This window comes from Sphingomonas ginsengisoli An et al. 2013 (assembly GCF_009363895.1).
GTDB lineage: Bacteria > Pseudomonadota > Alphaproteobacteria > Sphingomonadales > Sphingomonadaceae > Sphingomicrobium > Sphingomicrobium ginsengisoli.
In genome coordinates this window covers 2,054,056-2,078,596 of sequence record NZ_CP045434.1, presented here as the reverse complement: position 1 = coordinate 2,078,596, position 24,541 = coordinate 2,054,056, and the positions used below count along the sequence as shown (strand labels likewise).

The following is a 24,541-nucleotide window of genomic DNA, read 5'->3' as shown; positions in this document are numbered from 1 at the left end:
TTTCCAGTCGGTGCGCTTGGCTTAGCGCGGGGCGGCGCAGCCGGCGGCCGCCGCGTCGATCGCGGTCGGGGCGCCGGCGAGCAGGTAGCGGTCGGTGTGGCCGCCGTCGCTGCTGCGGAAGCGGGCGCGGAGGTCGCCGGCAGCGCGGATCGCCGCGATCAGCGCGGCCTCCTGCGCCGGCCCGGTGCTCCAAGCGTCGGCGCCGCGGGTGGCGAGCTGGAAGGTGGCGCCTCCGGCCGCGACCAGCACGGTGCTGCCGGACAGGGCGGGGCGCGAGAGCCGGAGGTGGAGTTGGCCGCGCCGCCGCCCGGGCGGACGGTCGAAGCTTAGCGTGGCGCGGGCCTGGTCGTGGCCGGGGGAGGCGAGCAGTTCGGAACGGGCAACGGCGGCGCAGGTGCCGCCGCGGTCGAATGCGACCCAGACGGGGCTGGCGAACAAGGTGCGGGGAGGAGCGGCGGCAACGGGCGCCGCGACGAGCGCGGCGGCAGCGAGGATCAGCGCGCGGTGGTCCCGGCCTTGACCGCGGCCTCGTGCGCGACCGCCTGCTGGACCGCGCCGTTCAGCCCGATCGAGGCGACCACCACCGCGGCCCCGGCTAGCGCGAGACCGAGCGCGACTTCCGCCAAGGCGGCTCCGGCTGTGCTGGTCAGCAGCTTGCGCATCGCGAGGACTGTCCCCTTTCGTGACACGCGTCACTGCGGCCACGAATGTCCTCAACGCTCCGGTTAAGAAGATGTCAACCACGTCCGTTAACCTTGCTGCGCCGCTGGTCGACAGTGGCCGCCAAGTTGCTGATTTTGCAAGAGCGGGATGGGCAGGCGTCCATGCCCCCGCAACCGACCATCGGTAAAGTCCGTTCCGTTTACGAAACGACCCGCGTGAGTCGGGCCGGATATTCGTGGCGGTACGTGATCGCCACTCGGCGAGACAGCAGCAGGTAAGGCATCCAAATCGCGAGGCTCACCAGCACCCGGGTGAGGTTGCCGTGGAGCAGCAGCGTGAAGGCGGCGGCGACCTCGGGCGGGAGCATCATCCCGCGCGCGGCGCCGGTCATGATTACCTGCATCGCCAGGTCGATCGCCCAGGCCGAGGCGAGCAAGGCGGGGAAGTGGCCCGAGCGGCGCAGCCCGGCGGCGAAGGCGATCGCGTAGAGGCTGCAGGCGAGCGTCGCGTCGGCGGTGAGCCAGCTGTGCAGCGCGCCGAGCCACGGGCTGCTGTCCGCGCCCGCAGCCGGAATGGCGGTGAGAAAGGACAGCCCGCGCAGCAGGATGGCGGCGAGTAGCGCGAGCAGCAGCGAGAGCATCAGCCCGCCCGCGCCGTATAATGGATGGCGGGCGAGCACCGGCGGCGCGATCCGGCCACCGAACAGCGCCAGCCCGGCGGTCAGCGCGAGCGCCGGAACGAGGGTGAACACCGCATAGGGAAGCCAGGCGAACGGGTCGCCATAATGACCGGAGAGCCGTAGCGCAGAGCCCGCGCCCGCAATCGCCAGCCACGCCAGCGCCAGCCGCGGGGCGTGCCGCTCAAGCACCGCCAGCAGCGCGTTGCCGCGCGCTTGCAATGTCCGGGACCAGGCGGCGGCAGTTATCATTCGACGGCTTTGCTCGGTTGGAGGAACGCGACGAACGGGCTCATGGCACGCGAGCGATTATGAAGCCGTAAATCGGCGGGCGATGGGCGATGTTCCCGTCGTTTCGGTCGCGTATTGCCGCGCTTCCTCCATTATGGCATCAAATCGGTGCTCGGTTGTCACATGGGGTCATGATGACGGCGGAGCGATTCTCCAGTCGGTTGGGCATGAAACGGCGGCGGTGAGCGCGGCCGCGCTGATCGAGCGTGTGGCGATCGAGCTGTCGTTGTTTGCGGCGGCGGGGTTTCTGCTGTGCGCGATCGACGACCTGCTGCTCGACCTGCTTTACGTCGCGCGGCGCGGCTGGCGCGCGCTCACCGTCTATCGCCGCCACGCCCCTGCCGACGCCGCGATGCTGACGGGCGCGGACGAGGGCTTGATGGTGGTGTTTATTCCCGCCTGGGACGAGGCGGCGGTGATCGGCGACATGCTGCGCGCGACGCTGCGCCGGTTCGACCATTCCGATTACACGCTGTTGGTCGGCCATTATCGCAACGACCCCGCGACGGCGGCGGCGATCGCCGAAGTCTCCGATCCGCGGGTGGTCGCGGTTGACATCGGGGTCGACGGGCCGACCACCAAGGCCGACTGCCTCAACCGCTTGTACGATGCCTTGGTCCGGCTCGAGACCGCGCAGGGCCGGCGCGCCGCGGCGGTGGTGCTGCATGACGCTGAGGATCTGGTCCATCCGCAGGAGTTGAAGTTGTTCGCCCGGCTGATCGGCCGCGCGGGCGTGATTCAGCTGCCGGTGGTGCCGCTGGTCGATCCGGCAAGCCCGTGGATCGGCGGCCATTATTGCGACGAGTTCGCCGAGAGCCATGGCAAGGAACTGGTGGTGCGCGAGGCGGTCGGCGCGGCGATCCCGCTGGCGGGGGTCGGCTGCGCACTCGAGCGCGGGGCGCTCGGCCGGCTGGCGACGCGCGAGGACGGGCGACCGTTCGCCGGCGGCAGCATGACCGAGGATTATGAGATGGGGCTGCGGCTGGGCGCGCTGGGCGAGCGGACGATGTTCGTCCGGCTGCCGCTGGTCCACGGCCAGCCCGGCGTGATCGCCAGCCGCGGGCATTTTCCGGCGACCCTCGACGCCGCGATCCGACAGAAGGCGCGCTGGCTAGGGGGAATCGCCTTTTCGGGCTGGGACCGGCTCGGCTGGGGGCGCGGCTGGGGTGAGTGGTGGTTCCGGATGCGCGACCGGCGCGGACCGCTGGCGGCGCTGCTGCTGCTCGCGGGCTATGTCGCGGCGCTGCTATGGGCGCAATTGCTGGTCGCCCAATGGCTCGGCGCACCGGCGCCGACGCCGATCCCGCCGGTGCTCGACTGGCTGCTGCGGCTGACCGCGCTGCTGCTGACCTGGCGGGTGATCATGCGCGGGCTGTTCACCGCCTCGGCCTACGGGCTCGCCGAAGGGCTGATGAGCGTGCCGCGGATGGTGGTCGGCAACATGATCGCGATCCTCGCCGCGCGGCGCGCGCTGGCGATCCACCTCAAGGGCGGCCCCAAGCAATGGGACAAGACCGCCCACATCTTTCCTGCGGAGACGGCCCGATGAGTGCACCGGTGAAGTTCCTGGCCGTGGCGGTCGCCGGGTGGGTGACCTTCCGCGCCGCGGCGAGTGCGCTGGCCTTTCCCGAAGTCGCCGCCCCGCCGCCGCCAACTCCCGTTGCACCGGCAGTGCAGCCGGCGACTGCGGCGCCCGCTGTCGCCTACGCGCCGCTCGGGCCGGGGCAGGCGGGCGGATCGCCGGGTGCCGCGCCTTACGGTTATCCTTATGGCTATGTGCCGGCCGGCTATCCCTATCCGCCGCCGCAGCCCTATCCGGCCGCTTATGGCTACGCCCCGCCCGGCTATGGCGCCGCGCCGCCGGTGCGGCAGGTGTCGGTGCCGATCTATTACCCGGTGCCCGTGCAGATGGCGTCGGCGGCGATGCCGTTGCCGCGCCAACGGCCGTGGGCGAACGGCGCGAGCGGCAGCGTCGATCCCGAGGCGCTGGCCGACGGCGAGGCACCCGAATCGAGGCCGATGGTGGACGTCATGCCGGGGCCGGGCGGCGGCAAGGGGCCAGGCGTGGTCGCGCTCGACCAGCCGGGACCGCCGCGGCTCGACCGGCTGAGCCTGTCGACCTGGAGCCTGGTCCGCCAGGATCGCCATGGCGAGCTCATCAACGCGCCGCTCAGCCCGGCGCTGGCGCCCGGCGGGCAGCTCGGCGGCAGCCAGGCGGGGGCGCGGCTGACCTATCGCTTCACCCCGCGGCTGGCGGCCAATGTACGCTTCTCCGCGCCGGTGCCGTCGCCGGGCAGCCGCCAGCGCGGCTTCAGCGGTGAGACGGCGTTGGGGGTAAGCTGGCAGCCGCTCGCCGCCCTGCCGGTGCGGCTGATGGCCGAGCGGCGGCAGCGGATCGGCAATCCGCTCTACGGCGGTGGGCGCAATGCGTTCGCGCTGCTGGCCGAGGGCGGCGCGTACGACAAGCCGCTGCCGCTCGGCTTCAGCCTCGACGGCTATGGCCAGACAGGGATCGTTTCCGCTCGCCAGCGCGACTGGTTCGTCGATGGCGGCGCGACCTTCACCCGGGCGCTGTTCGGTCGCTATTCGGCCGGGGTCGGCCTGTGGGGCGGCGCGCAGAAGGGCTTGAACCGGCTCGACGTCGGGCCGCGAGTGTCGGCGCAGCTGACCCGCAACGTTCGGGTCAACCTAGACTATCGCTTCCGCGCGGTCGGCAACGCGCGACCGGGCAGTGGCTTCGCCGTCGGGCTGGGTAGCAACTTCTAGGCTGACCTGATTCTGCGTTTTTGCAGAACGGCGGTGCAACATTGTTGCTCCCGCAATGCGTCATCGTGGCTCATATGGGCGCCCTGTTCGTGACAGGGAGACATGAAATGACCACCCGTTCCGCTATCGCCGCCGCGTTCGTCAGCATGGTCGGCGCCGCTTCCGCTTTGACCCTCGCCGCCCCTGCTTCGGCCGCCATGCCCGGCCCGGTCGCGGTCGCCGCGGTGCCGACCGCCGACCTCGACCTCGGCTCGGCGAGCGGGCAGGCTCGCCTCAAGCAGCGCCTCGAGCGCGCCGCCGCCGACGTCTGCGGCGACGCCAGCTCGGCCGATCCCGCCGGCCGCCGCTGGGTCCGGCAGTGCCGGGCCGACAGCTTCGCCAAGGCATGGGACCGGGCGCAGGCGCAGCGCACGACCGCCGCGCGGGTCGCTGCCCGCTAAAGCGTCTGCGTTGGCCATCACCGCGGCGGTTGCGCTATGCCGCCGCGTATGACCGACCCAGATTTCCTCGACCTCGCCGACGGTCGCCGCCTCGCCTATCGCGCGAGCGCGGCCGCCGGGCCGCTGACCCTCGTCTTCCTGCCCGGCTATGCGTCGGACATGATGGGCGCGAAGGCGCAGGCGCTCGAAACCTGGGCGGGTGAGCGCGACCTCGGTTTCGTCCGCTTCGATTACAGCGGCACCGGCGAAAGTCCGGGCGACTTCGCCGACGGCACGCTCGAACGCTGGCTCGAGGACGTGCTGGCCATCATCGACGAGGTCGCGGCGGGACCGCTGGTCCTCGCCGGCTCGTCGATGGGCGGCTGGCTGGCGCTGCTCGCCGCGTTGCGCCGGCCCGACCGGGTGCGCGGGGTGCTCGGCATCGCCGCCGCGCCAGACTTCACCGACTGGGGCTATGACGAGCGCGACCGCGCGACTTTGCTCGCTGCTGGACGGCTCGAACGCCCGAACCCCTATGGCGGCAACGCCGAATTGACCACGCGCAGTTTTTGGGAATCGGGACAGCGCCTGTTGCTCGGGAACGACATCGCGCTCCATTGCCCAGTCCGGCTGGTCCACGGCGACGCCGACGGCGAGGTGCCGCTCGAGGTGGCGCTGCGGCTGGTGAGCGCGCTTCGTTCGCCCGAGGTTCAGTTGTGGCTGGTCAAGGGCGGCGGCCATCGACTGTCGACGCCGAGCGAGCTCAAGACCATCGAGCGCGCGGCGGCCGACCTGGTGGAGCTTGCCGCATGATCATCGCCCTGTTCGCCGCTGCTGCCCTCGCCCACGCCGCGCCCGTGCCCAATTGCGCGGCCGGGACGCCCGGCGCCGCCTGCCGCGCGGTCGCCGCCGGCAATGCCGGTCGCTTTGCCGAGGCCGCCGGCGAGTTCGAGACCGCGGCAAGCCGAGCTGTGGGCGCCGACCGCGACCGTGCGCTGGCGGCGGCGGGCAACATGTGGCTGGCGGCCGGCAATGGCGGCAAGGCGGCGGTCGCGCTCGACGGCGCGCTGGCCGGAACTGGGCTGACGGGGCTCCAGCGCGGCGAGGCGCTGATCGATCGCGCCCGGGTCGCCTTCGAGCAAAAGGATTTCGCGCTCGCCCGCGCCAAGCTCGGCGAAGCGCAGGCGACTGCGGCGAGCGACCCCTTCTACTGGTATTTCTCGGCGGCCGTAGCGATCGAGGAAGGCAAGCTCGACCTCGCGCGCACCGCCAACGCCCGCGCGCTGGCGCTGCTGCCGGGCGACCCGGCGACGCTGGTGCAAGCGGGCGACCTCGCGCTGCTCGGCAACGACCGGGCGCAGGCACGCGAGCGTTACCGCGCGGCGGCGGCGGGCAGCGACGCCTTCGCCAAGGAGGCGCAGGCCAAGCTCGCGCAGTTGGATGCCGCGCCGGCGGCGGCAACAGGCAAGGCGCCGGCGGTCACCCGGCCGACGCCGGCCCCGCGCAAGCCTCAGCCGAGATCGTAGTCGATCGTCGTCACGACCCGCACCTTCTGGAAGGGTGAGCCGCCGGCGGCCGAGGAGCAGTCGTCGCAGTCGTCGCCGTCACGAGCGGTGACTGAGAAATAGCCCTGGCTGGCGGTCTTGATCTTGCCGACTACCGCGCCGCTGTCGCGGGCGAACTGCTCGGCCATGTCGCGGGCGTTCTTGTTCGCTTCCCCGATCATCGCGGGCTTGAGCGCATTCAATCCGGTGAAGGTGTAGCTGGCGTTGCTGCCCGACAGTTCGATCCCGTCGCGCAACAGGTCGGCCTCGCGGCTCTTGGCGGCGCGGGCGCGCATCACGTCGGTGGTCCGGAGCTGTAGCGATCGGCGGACGGTCAGGATCGGCGGGCCGACCGGCTGGCCGTCCTTGTCCTTGGCGCGGTCGCGGCTGAACGAGACGTCGGTGTCAGTGACATCGTCGGGGCGGAAGCCGGCCTTGGCGAAGAAGGCGCGTGCCGCGCGAGCCTGGGCGTCGACCGACTGCTGGACCGCGGCGAAATCGCTGCCCTGGTGCGAGAAGTCGATCGTCCAGGTGGCGAGGTCAGCGGTGACGTTGCGCTGCGACACGCCGCGCACGGTGACCGAGCGGTGCTCGGCCATTTTCGAGCGGCGGAGGCCATCGCCGAGGGCGTAGCCGCTGGTGGTGAGACCCAATGCGAAGATAGCCACCGCGCCGAGCACGACGCGGTCCGTTCCGAGGTGCAGCATGACTTGAAGTCTCTCGGTTCGTCGTCACTTAAAGGACGGCCACCGGACACAAGCGCCGGTCACGGTCGTCGACGAACCGTGCAATAATAGCGATGAACGGAGTCCAGTTCCATGCGATTTCTCCACACCATGATCCGGGTCACCGATCCGGACGCCACTGTGGCATTTTTTCAACTGCTCGGGCTCGAGGAGCGGCGGCGGATGGAAAATGAGGCGGGACGGTTCACGCTCATCTTCCTCGGCGTTCCCGGCGACGAGGGCGGCGAGGTCGAGCTGACCCACAATTGGGACCCGGAGGAATATGGCGGTGGCCGCAACTTCGGCCACCTCGCTTATTCGGTCGACGACATCTACGCGACCTGCCAGCGGCTGATGGACGCCGGGGTGACGATCAATCGCCCGCCGCGCGACGGCCGGATGGCGTTCGTCCGCACCCCCGACAACATCTCGATCGAGCTCTTGAACAAGGGCGGGGCGCAGGCGCCGGCCGAGCCGTGGGTGTCGATGCCCAATAGCGGCGAGTGGTGATGGCGAGCCGACCTGAGGTCGTCGCGGTCCCGGCGCTGAGCGACAATTACATCTGGCTGCTCCACGATCCCGCCAGCGGCCACACCGCCTGCATTGATCCGGGCGACGGGGCAGCGGCGCTGGCGGCGGCTGAGGCGCGAGGCTGGCGGATCGACCAGGTGCTGATCACCCACTGGCATCCTGATCATACCGCCGGCATCGGCGCTGTAGTCGCGGCGACCGGGGCCGGCGTGTGGGGACCGGAGGCGGAGCGCGACAAGTTCGTCGGCCTCGACCACGGGCTGGCCGAGGGTGATCGGGTGAGCGTCGGCCCTTGGACGGCCGAGGTGTGGGAAGTCCCGGGACATACGCTGGGTCATATCGCCTTCGTCTTCCCCGAGGCGGGCCTCGCCTTCACCGGCGACACCTTGTTCGCAGGCGGCTGTGGGCGCTTGTTCGAGGGGACGCCCGAGCAGATGTTCGCATCGCTCCAGCGGCTGGCCGCCTTGCCGCCGGAGACGGTGGTTTACGCCGCGCACGAATATACGCTGTCCAACTACCGCTTCGCCGCGCATGCCTTTCCGGGCGATGCGGCGATCGTGCGGCGATTGGCGGAAGTCGAATGCTTGCGCGCGGCCGGCGAAATCACGCTGCCCACCACCATCGCCGAGGAGCGCGCGTCCAATCCTTTCCTGCGCGCCGCCGATGCCGCCGAATTCGCCGCCTTGCGCGCCGGCAAAGACAGCTTCCGTTAAGCCGGAGCCGCGCAGCCTCGGCGTGCGTTGTCCACAATACTAGACTCGCCAACCATGCCCTGGAGGCCGCCATGCGCCGCACCGCCATCCTCACCCTGTCCGCGCTCACTGCCGCGCTGGTCGGCGCCTGCGCCTACAATGAGGCACCCCAGCCGCGTAGCCCGCAGGCGCTCCAGGAACTCGACCGCTATCTCGCGGGCAAGGTTGCCGGGCCGCCGCAAAGCTGTCTGCCCAATTACCGTGCCAACGACATGGTGGTGATCGACGAGCACACCGTGTTGTTCCGCGACGGCCGGCGCGTATGGCGGACCGAGATTCCGGGCGGCTGCAGCAACCTTGGCCGACCCGGCTATGCGATGGTCACCAAGCAGTTCGGCGGCGAAGGCCTTTGCCGCGGGCAGATCGTCCAGGTCGTCGACACCGCCAGCGGGATGGTGGCCGGCGGCTGCACGTTCGGCGACTTCGTCCCCTTCGAGGCGCCGCGACCGCGCTGACGCGCTAGCCCGCTTTCCCGCCGTAGAGCGCGTCGAGCCGCTCGCCATAGTGCGCGCGGATCACGTGGCGGCGGATCTTCATCGACGGGGTGAGCATCTCATTGTCGACGGTGAAGGCGTCGTCGGCGACGACGAAGCGGCGGACCTTCTCGACCACGCTCAAGTCGGCATTGACCCGGTCGACCGCCTTCTGCAGCGCGGCCTTCAGCCCTGCCTCGTTGCCCTTGTACTTGGCCAAGACCTCGGGCTCGGGGACGAGCAGGCCGACGAGGTGCGGGCGGCGGTCGCCGGCGACCATCGCCTGCGCGATTTCGGGCTGGAGCGTCAGCATTCCCTCGACCCGCTGGGGCGCGACATTGTCGCCCTTGTCGTTGACGATCAGGTCCTTCTTGCGGTCGGTGATGACGATCCGGCCATGGTCGTCGAGGTGGCCGATGTCGCCGGTGTGGAGCCAGCCGTTTTGAAGGACTCGCGCGGTCTCCTCCGGGTTGTTCCAATAGCCGTGCATGACCAGCTCGCCACGGACGAGTATTTCGCCATCCTCGGCGAAGCCGACCTCGGTGTTGAGCAGCGGCGGGCCGACCGTGTCGAGGCGGATGCCGGCCTTGGGCCGGTTGCAGCTGATCACCGGCGCCGCCTCGGTCTGGCCATAGCCCTGGAGCATGGTCAGCCCGAGTGAATGGAAGAAGACGCCGACCTCGGGATTGAGCGGCGCGCCACCCGAGACCATCGCCTTGATCCGCCCGCCGAACTTGGCCGCGACCTTGCGCTTGAGCGTCAGCCTGAGGAACAGCTCCATCGGCCGGTCGGCGAGCGAGACCTTGCCGGTGCTGTAGCGGTCGCCGCCGATCTCGAGCGCGCGGCGGAGCAGCAGTTGCGAAAAATTGCCCGATTTCTCGACCGTCTTCAGCAGTCGCTGGCGCAGCATCTCGAACAGCCGGGGCACGACGACCATGATGGTCGGGCGCACTTCCTCGATGTTGGCGGCGAGTTTTTCGAGGCTTTCGGCGTAGTAGATCTGCCCGCCGAGCGCGATCGGGAAGTGCTGCCCGCCGGTGTGCTCATAAGCGTGGCTGGCGGGGAGGAAGGAGAGGAACACCTCGTCGTCCCAGCCGAAGTCGTTGGCGATGACGTCGACGCAGGCCGCGCAATTGTGAAGGATCGCGCCATGGTGCTGGCGCACCCCGCGCGGGGCGCCGCCGGTGCCGCTGGTGTAGATGAGGCAGGCGAGGTCGTCGCGGCCGACGTTCGCGATCCGCTCGCGCACCGCCTCGACGTCGCCGCTATCGCGGGTCAGTTCGCTCCACTGGTGGAAGCGTGCGCCCTCGACTGCCTGACCGGTGCGGATGTCGTCGATCCCGATCACGTCGTTGCAGTCCGACGAAAAGAGCACCGCAGGGATCAGCGTCTTGGCGAGCTTCTGCGAGGAGACGATCACCGCTCGCGCGCCCGAATTTCCGAGGATGTGGGTGTGATCGCGGGTCGTGTTGGTGGTGTAGGTCGGCACCGTCACGCAGCCCGCGGCCATGATCGCGAGGTCGGCGATCAGCCATTCGGGCCTGTTCTCGCTGACCAGCATGACCCGATCGCCGGGCTTGAGGCCGAGCTTGAGCAGACCCGTCGACAGCGCCGCGACCTGGCGCGCGGCCTCTCTGTAGCTGACCGGCCGCCAACCGCCGTCATGCTTGGCCCACAGGAAGGGCGCGTCGCCCTTCTCGGCCACGCGGTCGAGGAACATGGCGACGAGGTTGGGAAAGGTTTCGAGCTGGGTGCGCTTGACCATGAGATGTCCCTTATTCGCCGACCGCGACGCCTTCGCTGCGCGGGTCGGCGGCGCCGACCAGCCGGCCGTTCACCCACTCGATCGCGTTCGCCTTGAAGCTCGGCGGGCGGACGGCGACCTTGTGGCCGAGCGCTTCGAGCTGCGGCGCCATCGCCTCGAGGCTGGTGCCCTTCTCGACGAACACGGTGTCGCCGGGGGCGAACAGGACCGGCAGGGCGATCGCCGCCTGCGCGCTCATCTTCCAGTCGAGCACGGCGATGATCGCCTTCAGGACCTGCGCGGGAATCGTCGCCCCGCCCGCCGCGCCGACCGCGAGCCGGGGACGGCCGTCGGGGCCATAGACGATGGTCGGGCTCATCGAACTGCGCGGCCGCTTGCCGCCCTGCACCCGGTTCGCGGTGTCGAGGCCGTTCAAGGTCGGGGTCAGGTTGAAGTCGGTCAGTTCGTTATTGAGGTAATAACCGTTGACCACCAGCCCCGAGCCGAAGGGACTTTCGATCGTCGAGGTGACGGTGGCGACCTCGCCGCGGCGGTCGACGGCGACCATGTGCGAGGTGCCATATTCGACCTGGGGCCGGGGGACCGACACCGCGACCGCGCCCGCGGGCAAGCCGGCGGCAACGGTCGCCATGGTGCGGTCGGGCGCGATCAGGGCCGAGCGGCGGGCGAGGTAGCCGGAGTCGACCAGCCCGGCGACCGGCACCGCGATGAAGTCGCTGTCGGCGAGATATTTGTCGCGGTCGGCGTAGGCGAGGCGCATCGACTCGGCGATCAGGTGCCAGGCGGTCGGGCTGTCGGGTCCAAGCGCCGAGAGGTCGAACCGCTCGAGCATCTTCAAGGTGGCGAAGACGGTGGTCGCGCCCGACGAAGGCGGACCCATGCCGCAGATGCGGTAGACCCGGTAGGTGCCGCACACTGGCGGCCGCGACTTGGCCTGGTAGGCGGCGAGGTCGCTCGCGGCCATCGGCGCTGGATTTCGTGGGGCGGTGGTGACTGCGGCGACAATCTGCGCGGCATTGTCGCCGCGATAAAAGGCGTCGGGGCCTTGGGCTGCCAGCCGCTCGAGGAAGGCGGCGAGCGCGGGATTACGGACCAACGTGCCGACAGGTTTGGGACTGCCGTCGGCGGTAAAGAACAATGCGCGACCGGCGCGCGAGAAAGCCCCGGTGGTCGGGAAGTTGCGCAGCATCTCCTCCAGCCGCGGGGTGATGACAAAACCGTCGCGAGCGAGGCGGATTGCCGGCGCGAACAATTGGGCCCAGGCGAGCTTGCCATGGTCGCGGTGGACCAACGCGATCTGGCGCAGATTGCCGGGCACGCCGACGCTACGGCCGCCGGGGATCGCCTGCTCGATCGGCAGCGCCTGGCCGTTCTGGAAGAACCAGGTCGGGGTCGCGGCGGCGGGCGCTGCCTCGCGGCTGTCGTAGCTCTGCGGCCCGTCGTGGCCATCGTCATAGACCAGGAAGCTGCCGCCGCCGATGCCGCTCGACTGCGGCTCGACCACGGTCAGGGCGATCATCGTGGCGAGCGCCGCGTCGGCCGCGCTGCCGCCTTGCCGAAGCATTTCGGCCCCCGCCTCGGCCGCGCGAGGATCGGCGGCGCTGACCATCCCGCGGCTTCCGGTCGCGGGCGCCGGGTTGGTGGTGGCGGTCTGTTGCGGAAGAGTGGCGCAGCCGGCGAGCCCGAGCGCGGCGCTGAGCAGGAAAGTGAGACGCATGAGCGAAGGGCTACTCGCTGCCGACCGCCTCGGCAATGTCGGCGAAACCGGCGCGGTCGAGGTGATCGAGGAGACCGCGCGCGATGCGGCGCGCGAGGCCCGGGCCTTCGTAGACCAGCGCCGAATAGAGCTGGACGAGGCTGGCCCCGGCGCGGATCCGCTCCCACGCGTCGTCGGCCGAGCCGATCCCGCCGACCCCGACCAGCGGTAGACCGCCGCCGGTCTCGGCGCGAAAGCGGCGCAGCGCGTCGAGCGCCAGCGCCTTCAACGGCGCGCCCGACAGGCCGCCAGCCTCCTTGGCATGGGGCGAGCGGAGCGGCGGGCGGCTGACCGTGGTGTTGCTGACGATCAGCGCGTCGATGCCATGGTCGATCGCCGCGCGGACGATCTGCTTGGGCTCGCCCTCGCCGAGATCGGGCGCGACCTTGAGGAAGATCGGTGGACCGCCAAGCCGACGCGCGTCGCGGACGGCGGCGAGCAGCTCGCGCAAGGCGCCCTCGTCCTGCAGCTGGCGGAGGCCCGGCGTGTTGGGCGAGCTGATGTTGATCGTCAGATAATCGGCCACCGGCGCCATCCGCCGCACGCCTGTCGCATAGTCGGCGATACGGTCGGGGCTGTCCTTGTTGGCGCCGAGGTTGACCCCGACGATGCCCGTCCGCTTGCGATTGCGGAGGCGGGGCAGCGCGTCGGCCTGGCCGTGACTGTTGAAGCCGAAGCGATTGATCACCGCGCGGTCCTCGGCGAGCCGGAACAGGCGGGGAGCCGGATTGCCCGGCTGTGGACGCGGGGTGATCGTGCCGACTTCGACGAAGCCGAACCCCAAACGCAGCAGCGGAACGGATACCTCGGCATGCTTGTCGAACCCGGCAGCGAGTCCGATCGGTGAGGGGAAAGTAAGTCCGGCGACGGTGCTGGCGAGGCGCGGGTCGAAGCGAGGAGCGCCGCCGGGAAGTGTTTTGAGGCCGGCAATGGTCAGCCCGTGGGCGCGCTCGGGGTCGAGGCGGAAGAGCAACGGGCGGGCGAGCGAGAAGAGGGACATGCTGCTGTCGGCAAAGAGAAGAAGGCGGATGCCGGGTCAAGCCTGGCATGGGGTTAATGTTTGGCAGTGCGACCGTCGGCAGCGCCGCGCGTTGGGCGGGCGAGAGCGCGAGGAACTGCCCCCATGAACATCGCCGACCAGATCGTCGAAACGCTGCAGGAAGTCGGGGTAAAGCGCATTTACGGCGTGGTCGGCGACAGCCTGAACGGCATCACCGAGGCGATTCGCAGTCGCGGGGTGATCGACTGGGTGCATATGCGCCACGAGGAAGCGGGCGCCTTCGCCGCCGGGGCCGAATCGCAGCTGACAGGTGAGCTGGCGGTTTGCGCGGGTTCGTGCGGACCCGGCAATCTCCACCTCATCAACGGGCTTTACGACTGCCACCGCACCCGCACCCCCGTGCTGGCGATCGCCGCGCAAATCCCCAGCGCCGAACTCGGCAGCGGCTATTTCCAGGAGACCAAGCCCGAGAAGCTGTTCGCCGACTGCAGCCATTTCTGCGAAACGGTCTCCAGCCCCGAGCAGATGCCCCGCCTGCTCGAGCAGGCGATCCGCGCCGCGGTCGGCCAGCGAGGCGTGGCGGTGCTGATCATTCCCGGCAACGTCGCGCTGATGGAGGCGGGCAAGCGCGCCCCCGCGCCGCGCAGCGGTCTGCTACCCGCGGCGCCGGTGGTGCGACCGGCGGAAGCGGAACTTGATGCGCTTGCCGCGCTGCTCAATGGCTCGCGGCGGGTGACCCTGCTGTGCGGCCGTGGCTGCGCGGGCGCGCACGGCCCCTTGCTCCAGCTCGCCGACGCGCTCGGGGCGCCAATCGTGCACGCGCTCGGCGGCAAGGAGTTCGTCGAATATGACAACCCCTTCGACGTCGGCATGACCGGCCTCATCGGCTTCGCTTCGGGTTACCGCGCGATGATGAAGGCCGAGACGCTGCTGATGCTCGGCACCGACTTTCCCTATCGCCAATTCTATCCGCCCGAGGCGCGGATCGCGCAGGTCGACCTCAGGCCCGAGCATCTCGGCCGCCGCTGCAAGCTCGACCTCGGTCTGGTCGGCGACGTCGCTGCGACGATCGAGGCGCTGCTGCCCCGGCTCGAGCCAAAGGGCGACCGCGCGCATCTCAAGGAAAGCCTCGCCCACTATCGCAAGGCGCGCGAGGACCTCGACGAGCTGGCGGTGCCGGGCAGCGGCGCAATTCACCCGCAATATCTCGCCAGAGTGCTCAACGACGCGGCGGCGGACGACGCGATCTTCACGGCCGACGTCGGCACCCCGACCATCTGGGCGGCCCGCTATCTCAAGATGAACGGGCGGCGGCGGCTGATCGGCTCGTGGGTCCACGGCTCGATGGCCAATGCGATGACCCAGGGCATCGGGGCGCAGTCGGCCTTTCCCGGGCGGCAGGTCATCTCGCTGTCGGGCGACGGCGGGTTCGCGATGCTGATGGGCGACTTCCTGACGCTGAATCAGCAGCGGCTGCCTTTGAAGACCGTGGTCTTCAACAACGGCACGCTCGGCTTTGTCGAGCTTGAGATGAAGAGTGCGGGACTGATCGAAACCGGGGTATCCCTCGACAATCCCGATTTCGCGGCGATGGCGCGCGCGGTCGGGGTGCATGGGGTGCGGGTGGTCGAGGCCGACAAGCTGCCCGATGCGGTCGCCGAGGTGCTCGCTCACCCCGGCCCGGCGCTGCTCGACGTCGTGGTCAACCGGCAGGAATTGTCGCTGCCGCCCAAGGTCACGCTCGAGCAGATGAAGGGCTTCAGCCTCTATGTCGCCCGGGCGGTGATGAACGGCAAAGGCACCGAGATCGTCGACCTCGCCAAGAGCAACCTGCTGCGCTGACGGGGCGGCCGTGGTTGTAACTTGAGGCGTTCCGGCCTAAATCGGACCGGAAAGCTCCACATTTAATATGCGCCTGACCCATCTCGCCGATTATGCGGTCGTGATCATGACCGCCGCCGCCCGTTCCCCCGCGGGCGCGCGGCTCAGTGCGTCAACGCTGGCGGACGCAACTGGGGTGCCGCTGCCGACCGCGCAGAAATTGATGGGCAAGCTGGCCGGCGCCGGGCTGTTCGACAGCGTCCGCGGTGTCGGCGGCGGCTTCGTGCTGGCGCGCGACGCGGCGGCGGTGACGCTCGCCGACATCATCGAGGCGGTCGAAGGGCCGATCGCCATGACCCAGTGCAGCGGCTCGGACGAAAGCAGCGACTGCGCGCTCGACGCGCATTGCAAGGTCAAGCCGCACATGAGCGTCGTCAGCAAGGCCGTGCGCGGCGCGCTGGCGGGCGTCACCCTCGAACAATTGGCGCATGAGCGTCACCTGGAAATTGCATGACCGACGACGTCCAGTTTAAGAACCGCGAAGCGCACGAAGCCGCCGAGAAGCTCGCCACCTACGAGTGGGGCTTCACCAGCGACATCGAGTCCGACTTCGCCCCAAAGGGTCTCAACGAAGATACGGTCCGCTACGTCAGCGCCAAGAAGGGTGAGCCCGAGTGGCTGCTCGAATGGCGGCTCAAGGCCTATCGCGCCTGGCTCGAGATGGAGGAGGTCGACTGGGCCAAGCTCGACATCCCCAAGATCGATTACCAGGACGCTTATTATTACGCCGAGCCCAAGCAGCGGCCGACGATCGCGTCATTGGACGAGCTCGATCCCGAGATCCGCCGGACTTACGAAAAGCTCGGTATCCCAATCGAGGAGCAGAAGGTGCTCGCCGGGGTCGAGGGCGCGCGCAAGGTGGCGGTCGACGCGGTGTTCGACAGCGTCTCGGTCGCGACCACCTTCCGCGACGAGCTCGACAAGGCCGGCGTCATCTTCCGCTCGATCAGCGAGGCGGTGAAGGAATTTCCCGACCTCGTCCGGAAATATCTCGGCTCGGTCGTGCCGCAGCGCGACAATTACTTCGCCTGCCTCAACAGCGCGGTCTTCTCCGACGGCACCTTCGTCTACATTCCTGAGGGCGTCCGCTGCCCGATGGAGCTGTCGACCTATTTCCGCATCAATGCCGAGAATACCGGCCAATTCGAACGGACGCTGATCGTCGCCGACAAAGGCAGCTACGTCTCCTACCTCGAGGGCTGCACCGCGCCGATGCGCGACGAGAATCAGCTTCACGCCGCGGTGGTCGAGATCTTCGCCCACGAGGACGCGGAGGTGAAATACTCCACCGTCCAGAACTGGTATCCGGGCGATGCGGAAGGCCGCGGCGGCATCTTCAACTTCGTCACCAAGCGGGCGCTATGCAGTGGCGCGCGCTCCAAGGTCAGCTGGACCCAGGTCGAAACCGGCAGCGCGATCACCTGGAAATATCCGAGCTGCATCCTGAAGGGCGACGGGAGCGTCGGCGAGTTCTATTCGGTCGCGCTGACCAACAACCGCCAGCAGGCCGACACCGGCACCAAGATGGTGCACATCGGGGCGAACACGCGATCGACGATCGTCTCCAAGGGCATCAGCGCGGGGCGCAGCGACAACACCTATCGCGGCTTGGTGCGGGTGCTCCCGGGCGCCGAGAACGTCCGCAACTTCACCCAGTGCGACAGCCTGCTGCTCGGCGACCAGTGCGGCGCACACACCGTGCCCTACATCGAGGTCAAGAACCCGACCGCGACGATCGAGCATGAGGCGACGACGTCGAAGATCAGCGAGGACCAGTTGTTCTACGCGATGGCCCGCGGGCTCGATCAGGAAGCGGCGGTTGCGCTGATCGTCAACGGCTTCGCGCGCGAGGTGCTCAAGCAGCTGCCGATGGAGTTCGCGGTCGAGGCGCAGAAGCTGCTGGGGATTAGCCTTGAGGGGAGTGTCGGGTGATGACTCCGTCCCGTCATGCTGAACTCGTTTCAGCATCCATTTTTTTATCCACGCCGTGGGCGGCGGCATGGATCCTGAAACAAGTTCAGGATGACGCATCGGTGCGAGAGGAAGAGGCGTGATGTTTCTCCTCACCATGGCCGCCGCCTCGGCCGAACTCGACGGCCTCAGCCAGAGCGTCGCCCAGTGCAACCGCGCCGCGCTCAACCCGGTGTTCAGCGCCGAGCCCGACCGCCGCAGCCAGTTCATGATCGACGCCTATCGCGAGCAAGAGCAGATCGTGGCCGACCGGCTGGCGCTGTCGGATCAGCGTCGTCTACTGCGCGAGGCGGCGACGCCGACCCCGGCCGCCGAAAAGAAGAAGCTCGACCTGACCGACGCGGCGATCGACGACCGCCAGCGCGCGCTCAACGACAAACGCCTGCTCGAAAGCATGCGGCAGGACACGATCGACGCGCTCCGCCGCACCTACCTTTCCCACTGCCTAGCCGAAGAAGAACGCCGCAAGTGACCATGCTCCAGATCACCGACCTCCACGCGACCGTCGCGGACAAGCCGATCCTCAAGGGGCTGACCCTGTCCGTCCCGGCGGGCGAGGTGCATGCGATCATGGGCCCCAATGGCGCGGGCAAGTCGACGCTGGCTTATGTCCTCGGCGGACGCCCGGGTTACGAGGTGACCGGCGGGTCGGTGCAGTTCGACGGGCAGGACCTGCTGGCGATGGAGCCGCACGAGCGGGCGGCGGCGGGGCTGTTCCTCGGCTTCCAATATCCGGTCGAAATCCCGGGCGTCTCGTCGATGCAGTTCATCCGCGAAAGCCTCAACGCCCAGCGCCGTGCGCGCGGCGAAGCGGACCTGTCGGGCGCGGAGTTCATCCGGTTGGCGCGGGCCGAGGCGGCCGAGCTCGGCATGGACGTCGAGATGCTCAAGCGGCCAGTCAACGTCGGTTTCTCGGGCGGCGAGAAGAAGCGCGCCGAGATGGTCCAGATGGGGATCATGCGGCCACGGTTCGCGGTGCTCGACGAGACCGACAGCGGGCTCGACATCGACGCGCTGCGCGTGGTCGGCGCGGGCATCAACCGCATCATGCGCGCCCCCGATCGCGGCGTGCTGCTGATCACCCATTATCAGCGGCTGCTCGACGTGGTGCAGCCCGACAAGGTGCACGTGCTCAGCGCTGGGCGGATCGTCCGCTCGGGCGGCCCCGAGCTTGCCCACGAGCTCGAGCGCGGAGGCTATGCGGAAGTCGCATGACCGTGCTCGATCTCCCCACTCGTAAGGACGAGGCGTATCGCTACGCCGACCTCGATGCACTGAAGCGCGTCTGGGGCGAGCTGGCGGAAGCGCGCGAGGTCGTCGTCCCGGCGGGCGAAACGCATACGCATGTGCTGCTGGCGAACTGTGAACCGGTCGAGGTGCATCGCGCCAGGCTGGTGATCGAGGCCGGGGCGCGGCTCGACCTGTTCGTGCTCAACGGGGCCGCCGACTACGGCCGGATCGAGATGGACGTCGAAGTGCGGGAGGGCGCACATTTCGAGCTGAGCGCCGCCAATATCGGCGGCGGCACGGCGACGCAGGAGATCGTCACCGTCGTCAGCCACACCGAGCCCAAGGGCACCTCGCGCCAGACGGTGCGCAGCGTGCTGGGGGGCAAGGCAACCGGCAGCTATCTCGGCAAGGTGGCGGTGGCACGCCATGCGCAACATGTCGATGGCGAGCAGTCGGTCAAGGCGATGCTGCTAGACAGCGGGGCGACCGCCAACTGCAAGCCTGAGCTCGAGATCTACGCTGACGACGTCAAGTGCGCGCACGGCGCCAGCGTCGGCGAGCTCGATCCCAACCAGCTCTTTTATGCCTTCTCGCGCGGACTGCCGCCGGCCGAGGCCAAGGCACTGCTGCTCGAAGGGTTCGTGCTGCAATTGTGGGACGAAGCGCCGGAGGATCGACGCGAGGAGCTGATCGAGGCGACGCGCGCCTTGCTGCGACAGGTGGCGGCGTGAACGTCCAGTCGCCGATCCGCACCGAACTCGACGTCCGCGACCAGTTTCCGGCGATCGCGGGCTGGCATTATCTCGACAGCGCGGTGTCCGCGCAGAAGCCGCAGGCGGTGATCGACGCCATCACGCGGGCTTATGCGCAGGATTACGCCTCGGTGCATCGCGGGGTCTACCAGCGGTCGGCCGACATGACACTCGCTTATGAAGCGGCGCGGGCGCGGACGGCGGAATATATCGGCGGGGCGGCCGAGGAGATCGTCTTCACCCGCGGCGCGACCGAGGCGATCAACCTGGTGGCGTCGGTGCTGCCCAGGGACGGCCGCGACCGGGTGCTTCTGAGCGCGCTCGAGCATCACAGCAACATCGTGCCCTGGCAGCTGGCCGGCTACGCGATCGACGTCGTGCCGCTCACGGCGGACGGCCGGATCGACCTCGACGCCGCCGCGGCTATGGTCAGCGAGCAGCACCGGGTGGTCAGCCTGGCGCATGTCTCGAACGTCCTCGGCTCGATCCTCGATGCGCGGCGCGCGGCGGAGATCGCGCACTCGAAGGGCGCGCTGCTGCTGCTCGACGGCTGCCAGGCCGCGCCGCGGCTGCCGGTCGACGTCGCGGCGATCGGGGCGGATTTCTACACCTATTCGGGGCACAAGCTTTACGGTCCGACCGGCATCGGGGTGCTGTGGGGACGGCAGGCGTTACTCGAGGCGATGCCACCCTATCAGGGCGGCGGTGCGATGATCGACCGGGTGACCTTCGAGCGCACCACCTTTATGCCGCCCCCGCAGCGGTTCGAGGCGGGGACTCCGCACATCGTCGGCGGGATCGGCCTCGCGGCCGCGATCGACTGGGTCGAGGGCGTCGGGGTCGAACGTATTCATGCGCACGAGACGGCGCTGGTCGCCGAGACGCGCGCCCGGTTGCGCGAACTTGGCTTCGTCACGCTCTACGGGCCCGAGGAGAGCGCCGGCATCGTCTCATTCAATGTCGCGGGGGTGCATCCGCACGACGTCGGCACCATCTTGGATGATGCGGGCGTGGCGATCCGCGCCGGGCACCATTGCGCGCAGCCGCTGATGGACTGGCTCGGCGTCCCCGCCACCGCCCGGGCGAGCTTCGGCGCTTATTCGGATGCGAGCGACGTCGACGCGCTGATCGAGGGACTGAACAAAGTGAAGCGGATCTTCGGATGAACGAGGAGCGGAAAATCGAGATCGAGGAAGTGAGCGAGGTGCCGTCGCCGCCCAAGGCGCGGGTCGAGGTGGAGAGCCCCGCCGAAACCTTCGAGCGCAAGCGCGACTATCTCGCCGGTTTCCTTGCCGAGCAGCCGGCCGAGGCGCCCGTGCATGGGAGCGGCGGGGCAGTGCAGGCGGCGATCGTCGAGGCGCTCAAGACCATTTACGACCCCGAAATCCCGGTCGACATCTATGAGTTGGGGTTGATCTACGACGTCGCGGTGAGTGAGGATGGCGACGCGGTCGTCACCATGACGCTGACCACGCCGCACTGCCCGGTCGCCGAATCGATGCCGGGCGAAGTCGAGTTGCGAGTGCTGTCGGTACCGGGTGTGCGCGATGCCGAGGTGAAGCTCGTCTGGGATCCGCCGTGGGACCCGAGCAAGATGAGCGACGAGGCTCGGCTCGAACTGGGAATGCTTTAAGTGAAACCGCTCATGCTGAGTAGCCGCGCAAGCGGCATATCGAAGCACGGCCCTTCGATACGCGCCTACGGCGCTACTCAGGGTGAGCGGAGTGGAGTGTCGTAATGAACGTTCAGACCACCCGCCGCGCCCGTCCGGCCGCGATCACGCTGACCCCTGCCGCCGAAGCGCGGATCGCCGAGCTGATGGGTAAGGCGCCCGAGGGCGCGATCGGGGTCAAGCTGTCGACCCCCAAGCGCGGCTGTTCGGGGCTGGCCTACTCGGTCGATTATGTGACCGAGGAGCAGGGCTTCGACGAGAAGATCGAGACGCCCGGCGGCACCTTCTATGTCGACGGCGCCTCCGTGCTCTACCTGATCGGCTCGACGATGGACTGGCGCGAGGACGATTTCACCGCCGGCTTCGTGTTCGAGAACCCCAATGCCAAGGGCATGTGCGGGTGCGGCGAAAGCTTCATGGTCTGAGGCTTATCGTGCTATGACGGCGCCTTAGAGGAGGCGAGTCATGCGCATCTTCCTGTCTCTCATGGCCACCTTGCTGGCCGCCGCCGCGCCGCCGGTGCCGGTCAACCGCACGGCGTCCATGCCGGTCAGCAATCCCTATGCGGCGAGCAAAGGCTGCCCCGAGACGCCGATGTCGCTTGCCCGCAAGCAGGCCGACAAGCCCCAGCTCAAGCGGTTGAACAAGCTGCCGTCGGCGAGCGCCTTCGCCGCGGTCGACCGGCGGGTCGGCGGCTGCCCCGCACCGCTCACGCTGACCCGGCATCAGTTCGGCCGCTAACCGCCACTGCTGTTCGATGCGCGAGGGGGGGTGCACATGCTGCGCTGCACTCGCTACATGCAGCGCCATGTCCAAGATGTTCAAGATTTCGCTGCCGGACGGCTCGGTCCGGGAGATGCCCGAGGGTTCGACGCCGGCCGACGTGGCGGCGGCGATCGGGCCGGGGTTGGCCAAGGCGGCGCTGGCGGCGCGCGTCAACGGCGAGGTGCGCGACATCATGCGCCCGTTCGAGGGCGACACCGACCTCGCGCTGATCACCTCGCGCGATGAGAAGGACGCACTCGAGCTGGTCCGTCACGATTATGCGCACGTGCTGGCCGAGGCGGTGCAGATCCTCTTCCCGGGGACGCAGATCACTTTCGGCCCGGCGACCGACGACGGCTTCTACTACGACTTCGCGCCGGCCCCTGGCCGCGGGCCCTTCACCGAGGAAGATCTGCCGGCCATCGAGCAGGCGATGCGCGACGTCATCGCCCGCGATGAACCGCTGATCCGCGAAGTGTGGCAGCGCGAGGACGTGCGCGACTTCTTTGCCCGCACGGGCGAGAGCTTCAAGGCCGAGTGGGTGATGGAGCTGCCTGAGGGCGAGCCGATCACCATGTATCGTTCGGGCAAGGGCAAGGCGGCGTGGATGGACCTGTGCCGCGGGCCGCACCTCGCCTCGACCGGCAAGCTCGACCCGCAGGCATTCAAGCTGACGCGGGTGTCGGGCGCTTACTGGCGCGGCGATCCCAAGAACCCGATGCTCAGCCGCATCTACGGGACGGCCTGGCTGAACAAGAAGCAGCTCGCCGAGCATCTCCACCGGCTCGAGGAAGCCGGCAAGCGCGACCATCGCAAGCTCGGAAAGGAGATGGACCTGTTCCACCTCCAGGAAGAAGCGCACGGGTCGATCTTCTGGCATCCGCAGGGCTTCGTCGTCTGGCGCCAGCTCGAGGCCTACATGCGCCGGGCGATCGATGCCGCGGGCTATCAGGAAGTGAAGACCCCGCAGATCATGGACGCGCGTCAGTGGGAGCAGAGCGGCCACTGGGGCAAGTATCGCGAGAACATGTTCGTCATCCCCGACGAGGTGCCCAACACCGAGGACGAGGGACCGGTGATCAGTGGCGACGCGCAGTTGATGGCGCTGAAGCCGATGAACTGCCCGGCGCACGTGCTGATCTTCCGCCAGGGCATCAAGTCGTATCGCGACCTGCCGTTGCGGCTGTACGAGAACGGCTGTTGCCACCGCAACGAGCCGCACGGCGCGCTACACGGACTGATGCGGGTGCGCCAGTTCACCCAGGACGACGCGCACATCTTCTGCCGCGAGGACCAGATCGTCGACGAGGTGCAGGCGTTCTGCCGCCTCGCCGACCGCATCTACCGTGACTTCGGCTTCAAATATTCGATCAAGCTGGCGCTGCGCCCCGACAAGCGCTTCGGCAGCGACGCCGACTGGGACAAGGCCGAGAACGAGCTGCGCGACGCGGTGGTCGCGGCGGGCCTCGCGACCGAAGAATATGGCTGGGAAGAGCTGCCGGGCGAGGGCGCCTTCTACGCGCCCAAGCTCGAGTGGCACCTGACCGACGCGATCGGGCGGACCTGGCAGGTCGGCACCATCCAGTCGGACCGCGTGCTGCCTGAACGGCTCGACGCGAGCTACGTCGGCGAGGATGGCGAGCGCCATCGGCCGGTCATGCTACACCGCGCGATCTTCGGGTCGTACGAACGGTTCATCGGCATCTTGATCGAGCATTTTGCAGGCAAGTTCCCGCTGTGGCTCGCGCCGACTCAGGCGGTGGTGGCGACGATCGTCTCCGACGCCGACGGCTATGCGGCCGAAGTGGCGGCGAAGCTGACCGCCGCGGGGCTCCGCGCCGAAGCCGATCTTCGCAACGAGAAGATCAACTACAAGGTGCGCGAGCACAGCCTGGCGAAGGTCCCGTTGCTTTTGGTCGTCGGCAAGCGCGAGGCCGAGGAAGGGACCGTCGCGGTGCGCCGGCTGGGTTCGGACGATCATCAGAAGGTCATGCCGCTGGGCGAGGCCATCGCGGCCTTTACGGCGGAGGCGACCCCGCCCGACTTGCATGCGTGATCCGGGGCGGCCTTGCGGTCGCCCCGCTGCCGCCCCATCTTATGACTAGCGAACCAGCGCGTCCGCATGGCGCGTGTCCGCCACAGGCTGTGGATATTCTGCGCCTTTCGGGGGTTCGCCCTCTTCCCATCGCTCGCCTGAAAGCCTAGCTCGCGAGCAACCACACAACCGCATCAGGAGATTGCGCTATACCCCCGCCCTATCCGCGCCGTTCGATGGCGCCGCCGACGATGACCGGCCCTCGCTACAATGAATTCATCCAGTCGCCCAAGGTCCGGGTGATCGATGAGAATGGCGAGAATTTGGGCGTGATGTATACGCGCGAAGCCTATGAGCAGGCGGTGAGCGTGGGCCTCGACCTGGTCGAGATCAGCCCCAACGCCGATCCGCCCGTCGCCAAGTTCCTCGATATCGGCCGCTTCAAATATGAAGCGCAGAAAAAGGCCAACGAGCAGCGCAAGAAGCAGAAGACGCAGGAGATCAAGGAGATCAAGATGCGTCCGAACATCGACGACCACGACTATGACACCAAGATGAAGAAGGTCGTCGAGTTTTTGGGCGAGGGCGACAAGGTCAAGGTCACCATGCGTTTTCGCGGTCGCGAAATGGCGCACGGCCAGCTCGGAATGGCGGTGCTCCAGCGCGTCGCCGCCGAAACCGGCGAAATCGCCAAGGTTGAGGCACACCCGCGCATGGAAGGCCGGCAAATGCTGATGGTGCTTTCGCCCAAGTAACGTTGCCTCACCCTCCTTTCGAAGATTGTTGAACGATATTGCAGCGCAGCAAAGATTACGTCTTTGCTGCGCTGCGTCATGTTGCTGCCAAGTGACAGGTGTCACCGATTGCTAATCGC

At 68.5% G+C, this 24,541-nt stretch carries 27 protein-coding genes; 20 read left to right on the top strand and 7 right to left on the bottom strand.

Going from position 1 to position 24,541, the window contains the following annotated elements:
* Positions 1 to 21: 21 nt before the first annotated feature.
* The 3 genes from GCU42_RS10020 to GCU42_RS10015 form a co-directional block, all read right to left on the bottom strand.
* A complete protein-coding gene (locus GCU42_RS10020; protein ID WP_114227379.1) occupies positions 22 to 438 on the bottom strand; it encodes a hypothetical protein in 417 nt (138 codons plus the stop codon).
* A gap of 56 nt (positions 439 to 494) precedes the next feature.
* Positions 495 to 662, bottom strand: coding sequence for a hypothetical protein (locus tag GCU42_RS15070; protein ID WP_162789200.1), 168 nt, complete (start codon positions 660 to 662; stop codon positions 495 to 497).
* A 200-nt stretch (positions 663 to 862) separates the two neighbouring features.
* Complete coding sequence (locus GCU42_RS10015; protein ID WP_152569546.1) at positions 863 to 1,591, bottom strand: hypothetical protein; 729 nt, start codon at positions 1,589 to 1,591, stop codon at positions 863 to 865.
* Positions 1,592 to 1,811: 220 nt separating this feature from the next.
* On the opposite strand from GCU42_RS10015, the gene GCU42_RS10010 reads away from it, so the two are divergent.
* From GCU42_RS10010 to GCU42_RS09990, 5 genes are all read left to right on the top strand, one after another.
* A complete protein-coding gene (locus GCU42_RS10010) occupies positions 1,812 to 3,179 on the top strand; it encodes a glycosyl transferase family protein (protein WP_240309415.1) in 1,368 nt (455 codons plus the stop codon).
* Complete coding sequence (locus tag GCU42_RS10005) at positions 3,176 to 4,396, top strand: hypothetical protein (protein WP_114227376.1); 1,221 nt, start codon at positions 3,176 to 3,178, stop codon at positions 4,394 to 4,396. Before GCU42_RS10010 ends, GCU42_RS10005 begins: the two co-directional genes overlap by 4 nt.
* 107 nt (positions 4,397 to 4,503) lie before the next feature.
* Positions 4,504 to 4,836 (top strand): UrcA family protein, encoded by a 333-nt coding sequence (locus tag GCU42_RS10000; RefSeq protein ID WP_114227375.1) that lies wholly within the window; start codon positions 4,504 to 4,506, stop codon positions 4,834 to 4,836.
* Between the two features lie 48 nt (positions 4,837 to 4,884).
* Positions 4,885 to 5,628, top strand: coding sequence for an alpha/beta fold hydrolase (locus tag GCU42_RS09995; protein WP_114227374.1), 744 nt, complete (start codon positions 4,885 to 4,887; stop codon positions 5,626 to 5,628).
* Complete coding sequence (locus GCU42_RS09990; protein WP_114227373.1) at positions 5,625 to 6,341, top strand: tetratricopeptide repeat protein; 717 nt, start codon at positions 5,625 to 5,627, stop codon at positions 6,339 to 6,341. Before GCU42_RS09995 ends, GCU42_RS09990 begins: the two co-directional genes overlap by 4 nt.
* Here GCU42_RS09990 and GCU42_RS09985 read toward each other — a convergent pair.
* Positions 6,326 to 7,066, bottom strand: a complete 741-nt coding sequence (locus GCU42_RS09985; RefSeq protein WP_114227372.1) for an SIMPL domain-containing protein — start codon at positions 7,064 to 7,066, stop codon at positions 6,326 to 6,328. The two genes, GCU42_RS09990 and GCU42_RS09985, sit on opposite strands and share 16 nt — an antisense overlap.
* A 111-nt stretch (positions 7,067 to 7,177) precedes the next feature.
* Between GCU42_RS09985 and GCU42_RS09980 the strand changes: the two genes are divergently transcribed.
* The 3 genes from GCU42_RS09980 (at position 7,178) to GCU42_RS09970 (ending at position 8,822) form a co-directional block, all read left to right on the top strand.
* Complete coding sequence (locus GCU42_RS09980; RefSeq protein ID WP_114227371.1) at positions 7,178 to 7,594, top strand: VOC family protein; 417 nt, start codon at positions 7,178 to 7,180, stop codon at positions 7,592 to 7,594.
* Positions 7,594 to 8,328: a hydroxyacylglutathione hydrolase gene (gene gloB, locus GCU42_RS09975; RefSeq protein ID WP_114227370.1), complete on the top strand. Its 735-nt coding sequence runs from the start codon at positions 7,594 to 7,596 to the stop codon at positions 8,326 to 8,328. The genes GCU42_RS09980 and gloB overlap by 1 nt, the downstream gene beginning before the upstream one ends.
* A gap of 71 nt (positions 8,329 to 8,399) precedes the next feature.
* Positions 8,400 to 8,822, top strand: a complete 423-nt coding sequence (locus GCU42_RS09970) for a hypothetical protein (protein WP_114227369.1) — start codon at positions 8,400 to 8,402, stop codon at positions 8,820 to 8,822.
* 4 nt (positions 8,823 to 8,826) lie between these two features.
* On the opposite strand, the gene GCU42_RS09965 is transcribed toward GCU42_RS09970, so the two are convergent.
* From GCU42_RS09965 to GCU42_RS09955, 3 genes are read right to left on the bottom strand one after another with little or no spacing between them, the layout of a single operon-like run.
* Positions 8,827 to 10,605, bottom strand: coding sequence for an AMP-dependent synthetase/ligase (locus tag GCU42_RS09965; RefSeq protein WP_114227368.1), 1,779 nt, complete (start codon positions 10,603 to 10,605; stop codon positions 8,827 to 8,829).
* 10 nt (positions 10,606 to 10,615) lie between these two features.
* Positions 10,616 to 12,322 (bottom strand): gamma-glutamyltransferase, encoded by a 1,707-nt coding sequence (gene ggt, locus GCU42_RS09960; protein ID WP_114227367.1) that lies wholly within the window; start codon positions 12,320 to 12,322, stop codon positions 10,616 to 10,618.
* Positions 12,323 to 12,332: 10 nt separating this feature from the next.
* Positions 12,333 to 13,361, bottom strand: a complete 1,029-nt coding sequence (locus tag GCU42_RS09955) for a quinone-dependent dihydroorotate dehydrogenase (RefSeq protein WP_114227366.1) — start codon at positions 13,359 to 13,361, stop codon at positions 12,333 to 12,335.
* 123 nt (positions 13,362 to 13,484) lie between these two features.
* Between GCU42_RS09955 and poxB the strand changes: the two genes are divergently transcribed.
* The 12 genes from poxB (at position 13,485) to infC (ending at position 24,422) form a co-directional block, all read left to right on the top strand.
* Entirely contained in the window at positions 13,485 to 15,203 is a 1,719-nt protein-coding gene (gene poxB, locus GCU42_RS09950) for a ubiquinone-dependent pyruvate dehydrogenase (RefSeq protein WP_114227365.1), read from the top strand.
* A 67-nt stretch (positions 15,204 to 15,270) separates the two neighbouring features.
* Entirely contained in the window at positions 15,271 to 15,696 is a 426-nt protein-coding gene (locus tag GCU42_RS09945; RefSeq protein WP_114227364.1) for an SUF system Fe-S cluster assembly regulator, read from the top strand.
* Positions 15,693 to 17,174 (top strand): Fe-S cluster assembly protein SufB, encoded by a 1,482-nt coding sequence (gene sufB / locus GCU42_RS09940; protein ID WP_114227363.1) that lies wholly within the window; start codon positions 15,693 to 15,695, stop codon positions 17,172 to 17,174. The genes GCU42_RS09945 and sufB overlap by 4 nt, the downstream gene beginning before the upstream one ends.
* 121 nt (positions 17,175 to 17,295) lie before the next feature.
* On the top strand, positions 17,296 to 17,685 hold the full coding sequence (locus GCU42_RS09935; RefSeq protein ID WP_114227362.1) for a hypothetical protein: 390 nt from the start codon (positions 17,296 to 17,298) through the stop codon (positions 17,683 to 17,685).
* A gap of 2 nt (positions 17,686 to 17,687) precedes the next feature.
* The gene (sufC, locus tag GCU42_RS09930; RefSeq protein ID WP_114227817.1) at positions 17,688 to 18,428 is read left to right on the top strand and encodes a Fe-S cluster assembly ATPase SufC; all 741 of its coding nucleotides are present in this window, start codon (positions 17,688 to 17,690) and stop codon (positions 18,426 to 18,428) included.
* On the top strand, positions 18,425 to 19,174 hold the full coding sequence (locus GCU42_RS09925; RefSeq protein ID WP_114227361.1) for a SufD family Fe-S cluster assembly protein: 750 nt from the start codon (positions 18,425 to 18,427) through the stop codon (positions 19,172 to 19,174). The genes sufC and GCU42_RS09925 overlap by 4 nt, the downstream gene beginning before the upstream one ends.
* Positions 19,171 to 20,361, top strand: coding sequence for a cysteine desulfurase (locus GCU42_RS09920; protein WP_205214961.1), 1,191 nt, complete (start codon positions 19,171 to 19,173; stop codon positions 20,359 to 20,361). Before GCU42_RS09925 ends, GCU42_RS09920 begins: the two co-directional genes overlap by 4 nt.
* Positions 20,358 to 20,828: an SUF system Fe-S cluster assembly protein gene (locus GCU42_RS09915; RefSeq protein ID WP_114227360.1), complete on the top strand. Its 471-nt coding sequence runs from the start codon at positions 20,358 to 20,360 to the stop codon at positions 20,826 to 20,828. Before GCU42_RS09920 ends, GCU42_RS09915 begins: the two co-directional genes overlap by 4 nt.
* Positions 20,829 to 20,932: 104 nt before the next feature.
* Positions 20,933 to 21,292 carry a HesB/IscA family protein gene (locus GCU42_RS09910; RefSeq protein ID WP_114227359.1) on the top strand — a complete coding sequence of 120 codons (360 nt, stop codon included), beginning with the start codon at positions 20,933 to 20,935 and terminating at the stop codon, positions 21,290 to 21,292.
* A 40-nt stretch (positions 21,293 to 21,332) separates the two neighbouring features.
* On the top strand, positions 21,333 to 21,608 hold the full coding sequence (locus GCU42_RS09905; RefSeq protein WP_114227358.1) for a hypothetical protein: 276 nt from the start codon (positions 21,333 to 21,335) through the stop codon (positions 21,606 to 21,608).
* A 67-nt stretch (positions 21,609 to 21,675) separates the two neighbouring features.
* Positions 21,676 to 23,688 (top strand): threonine--tRNA ligase, encoded by a 2,013-nt coding sequence (thrS, locus tag GCU42_RS09900; RefSeq protein WP_114227357.1) that lies wholly within the window; start codon positions 21,676 to 21,678, stop codon positions 23,686 to 23,688.
* Between the two features lie 230 nt (positions 23,689 to 23,918).
* Positions 23,919 to 24,422, top strand: a complete 504-nt coding sequence (gene infC / locus GCU42_RS09895; protein WP_240309414.1) for a translation initiation factor IF-3 — start codon at positions 23,919 to 23,921, stop codon at positions 24,420 to 24,422.
* The last annotated feature ends 119 nt before the right edge of the window (positions 24,423 to 24,541 follow it).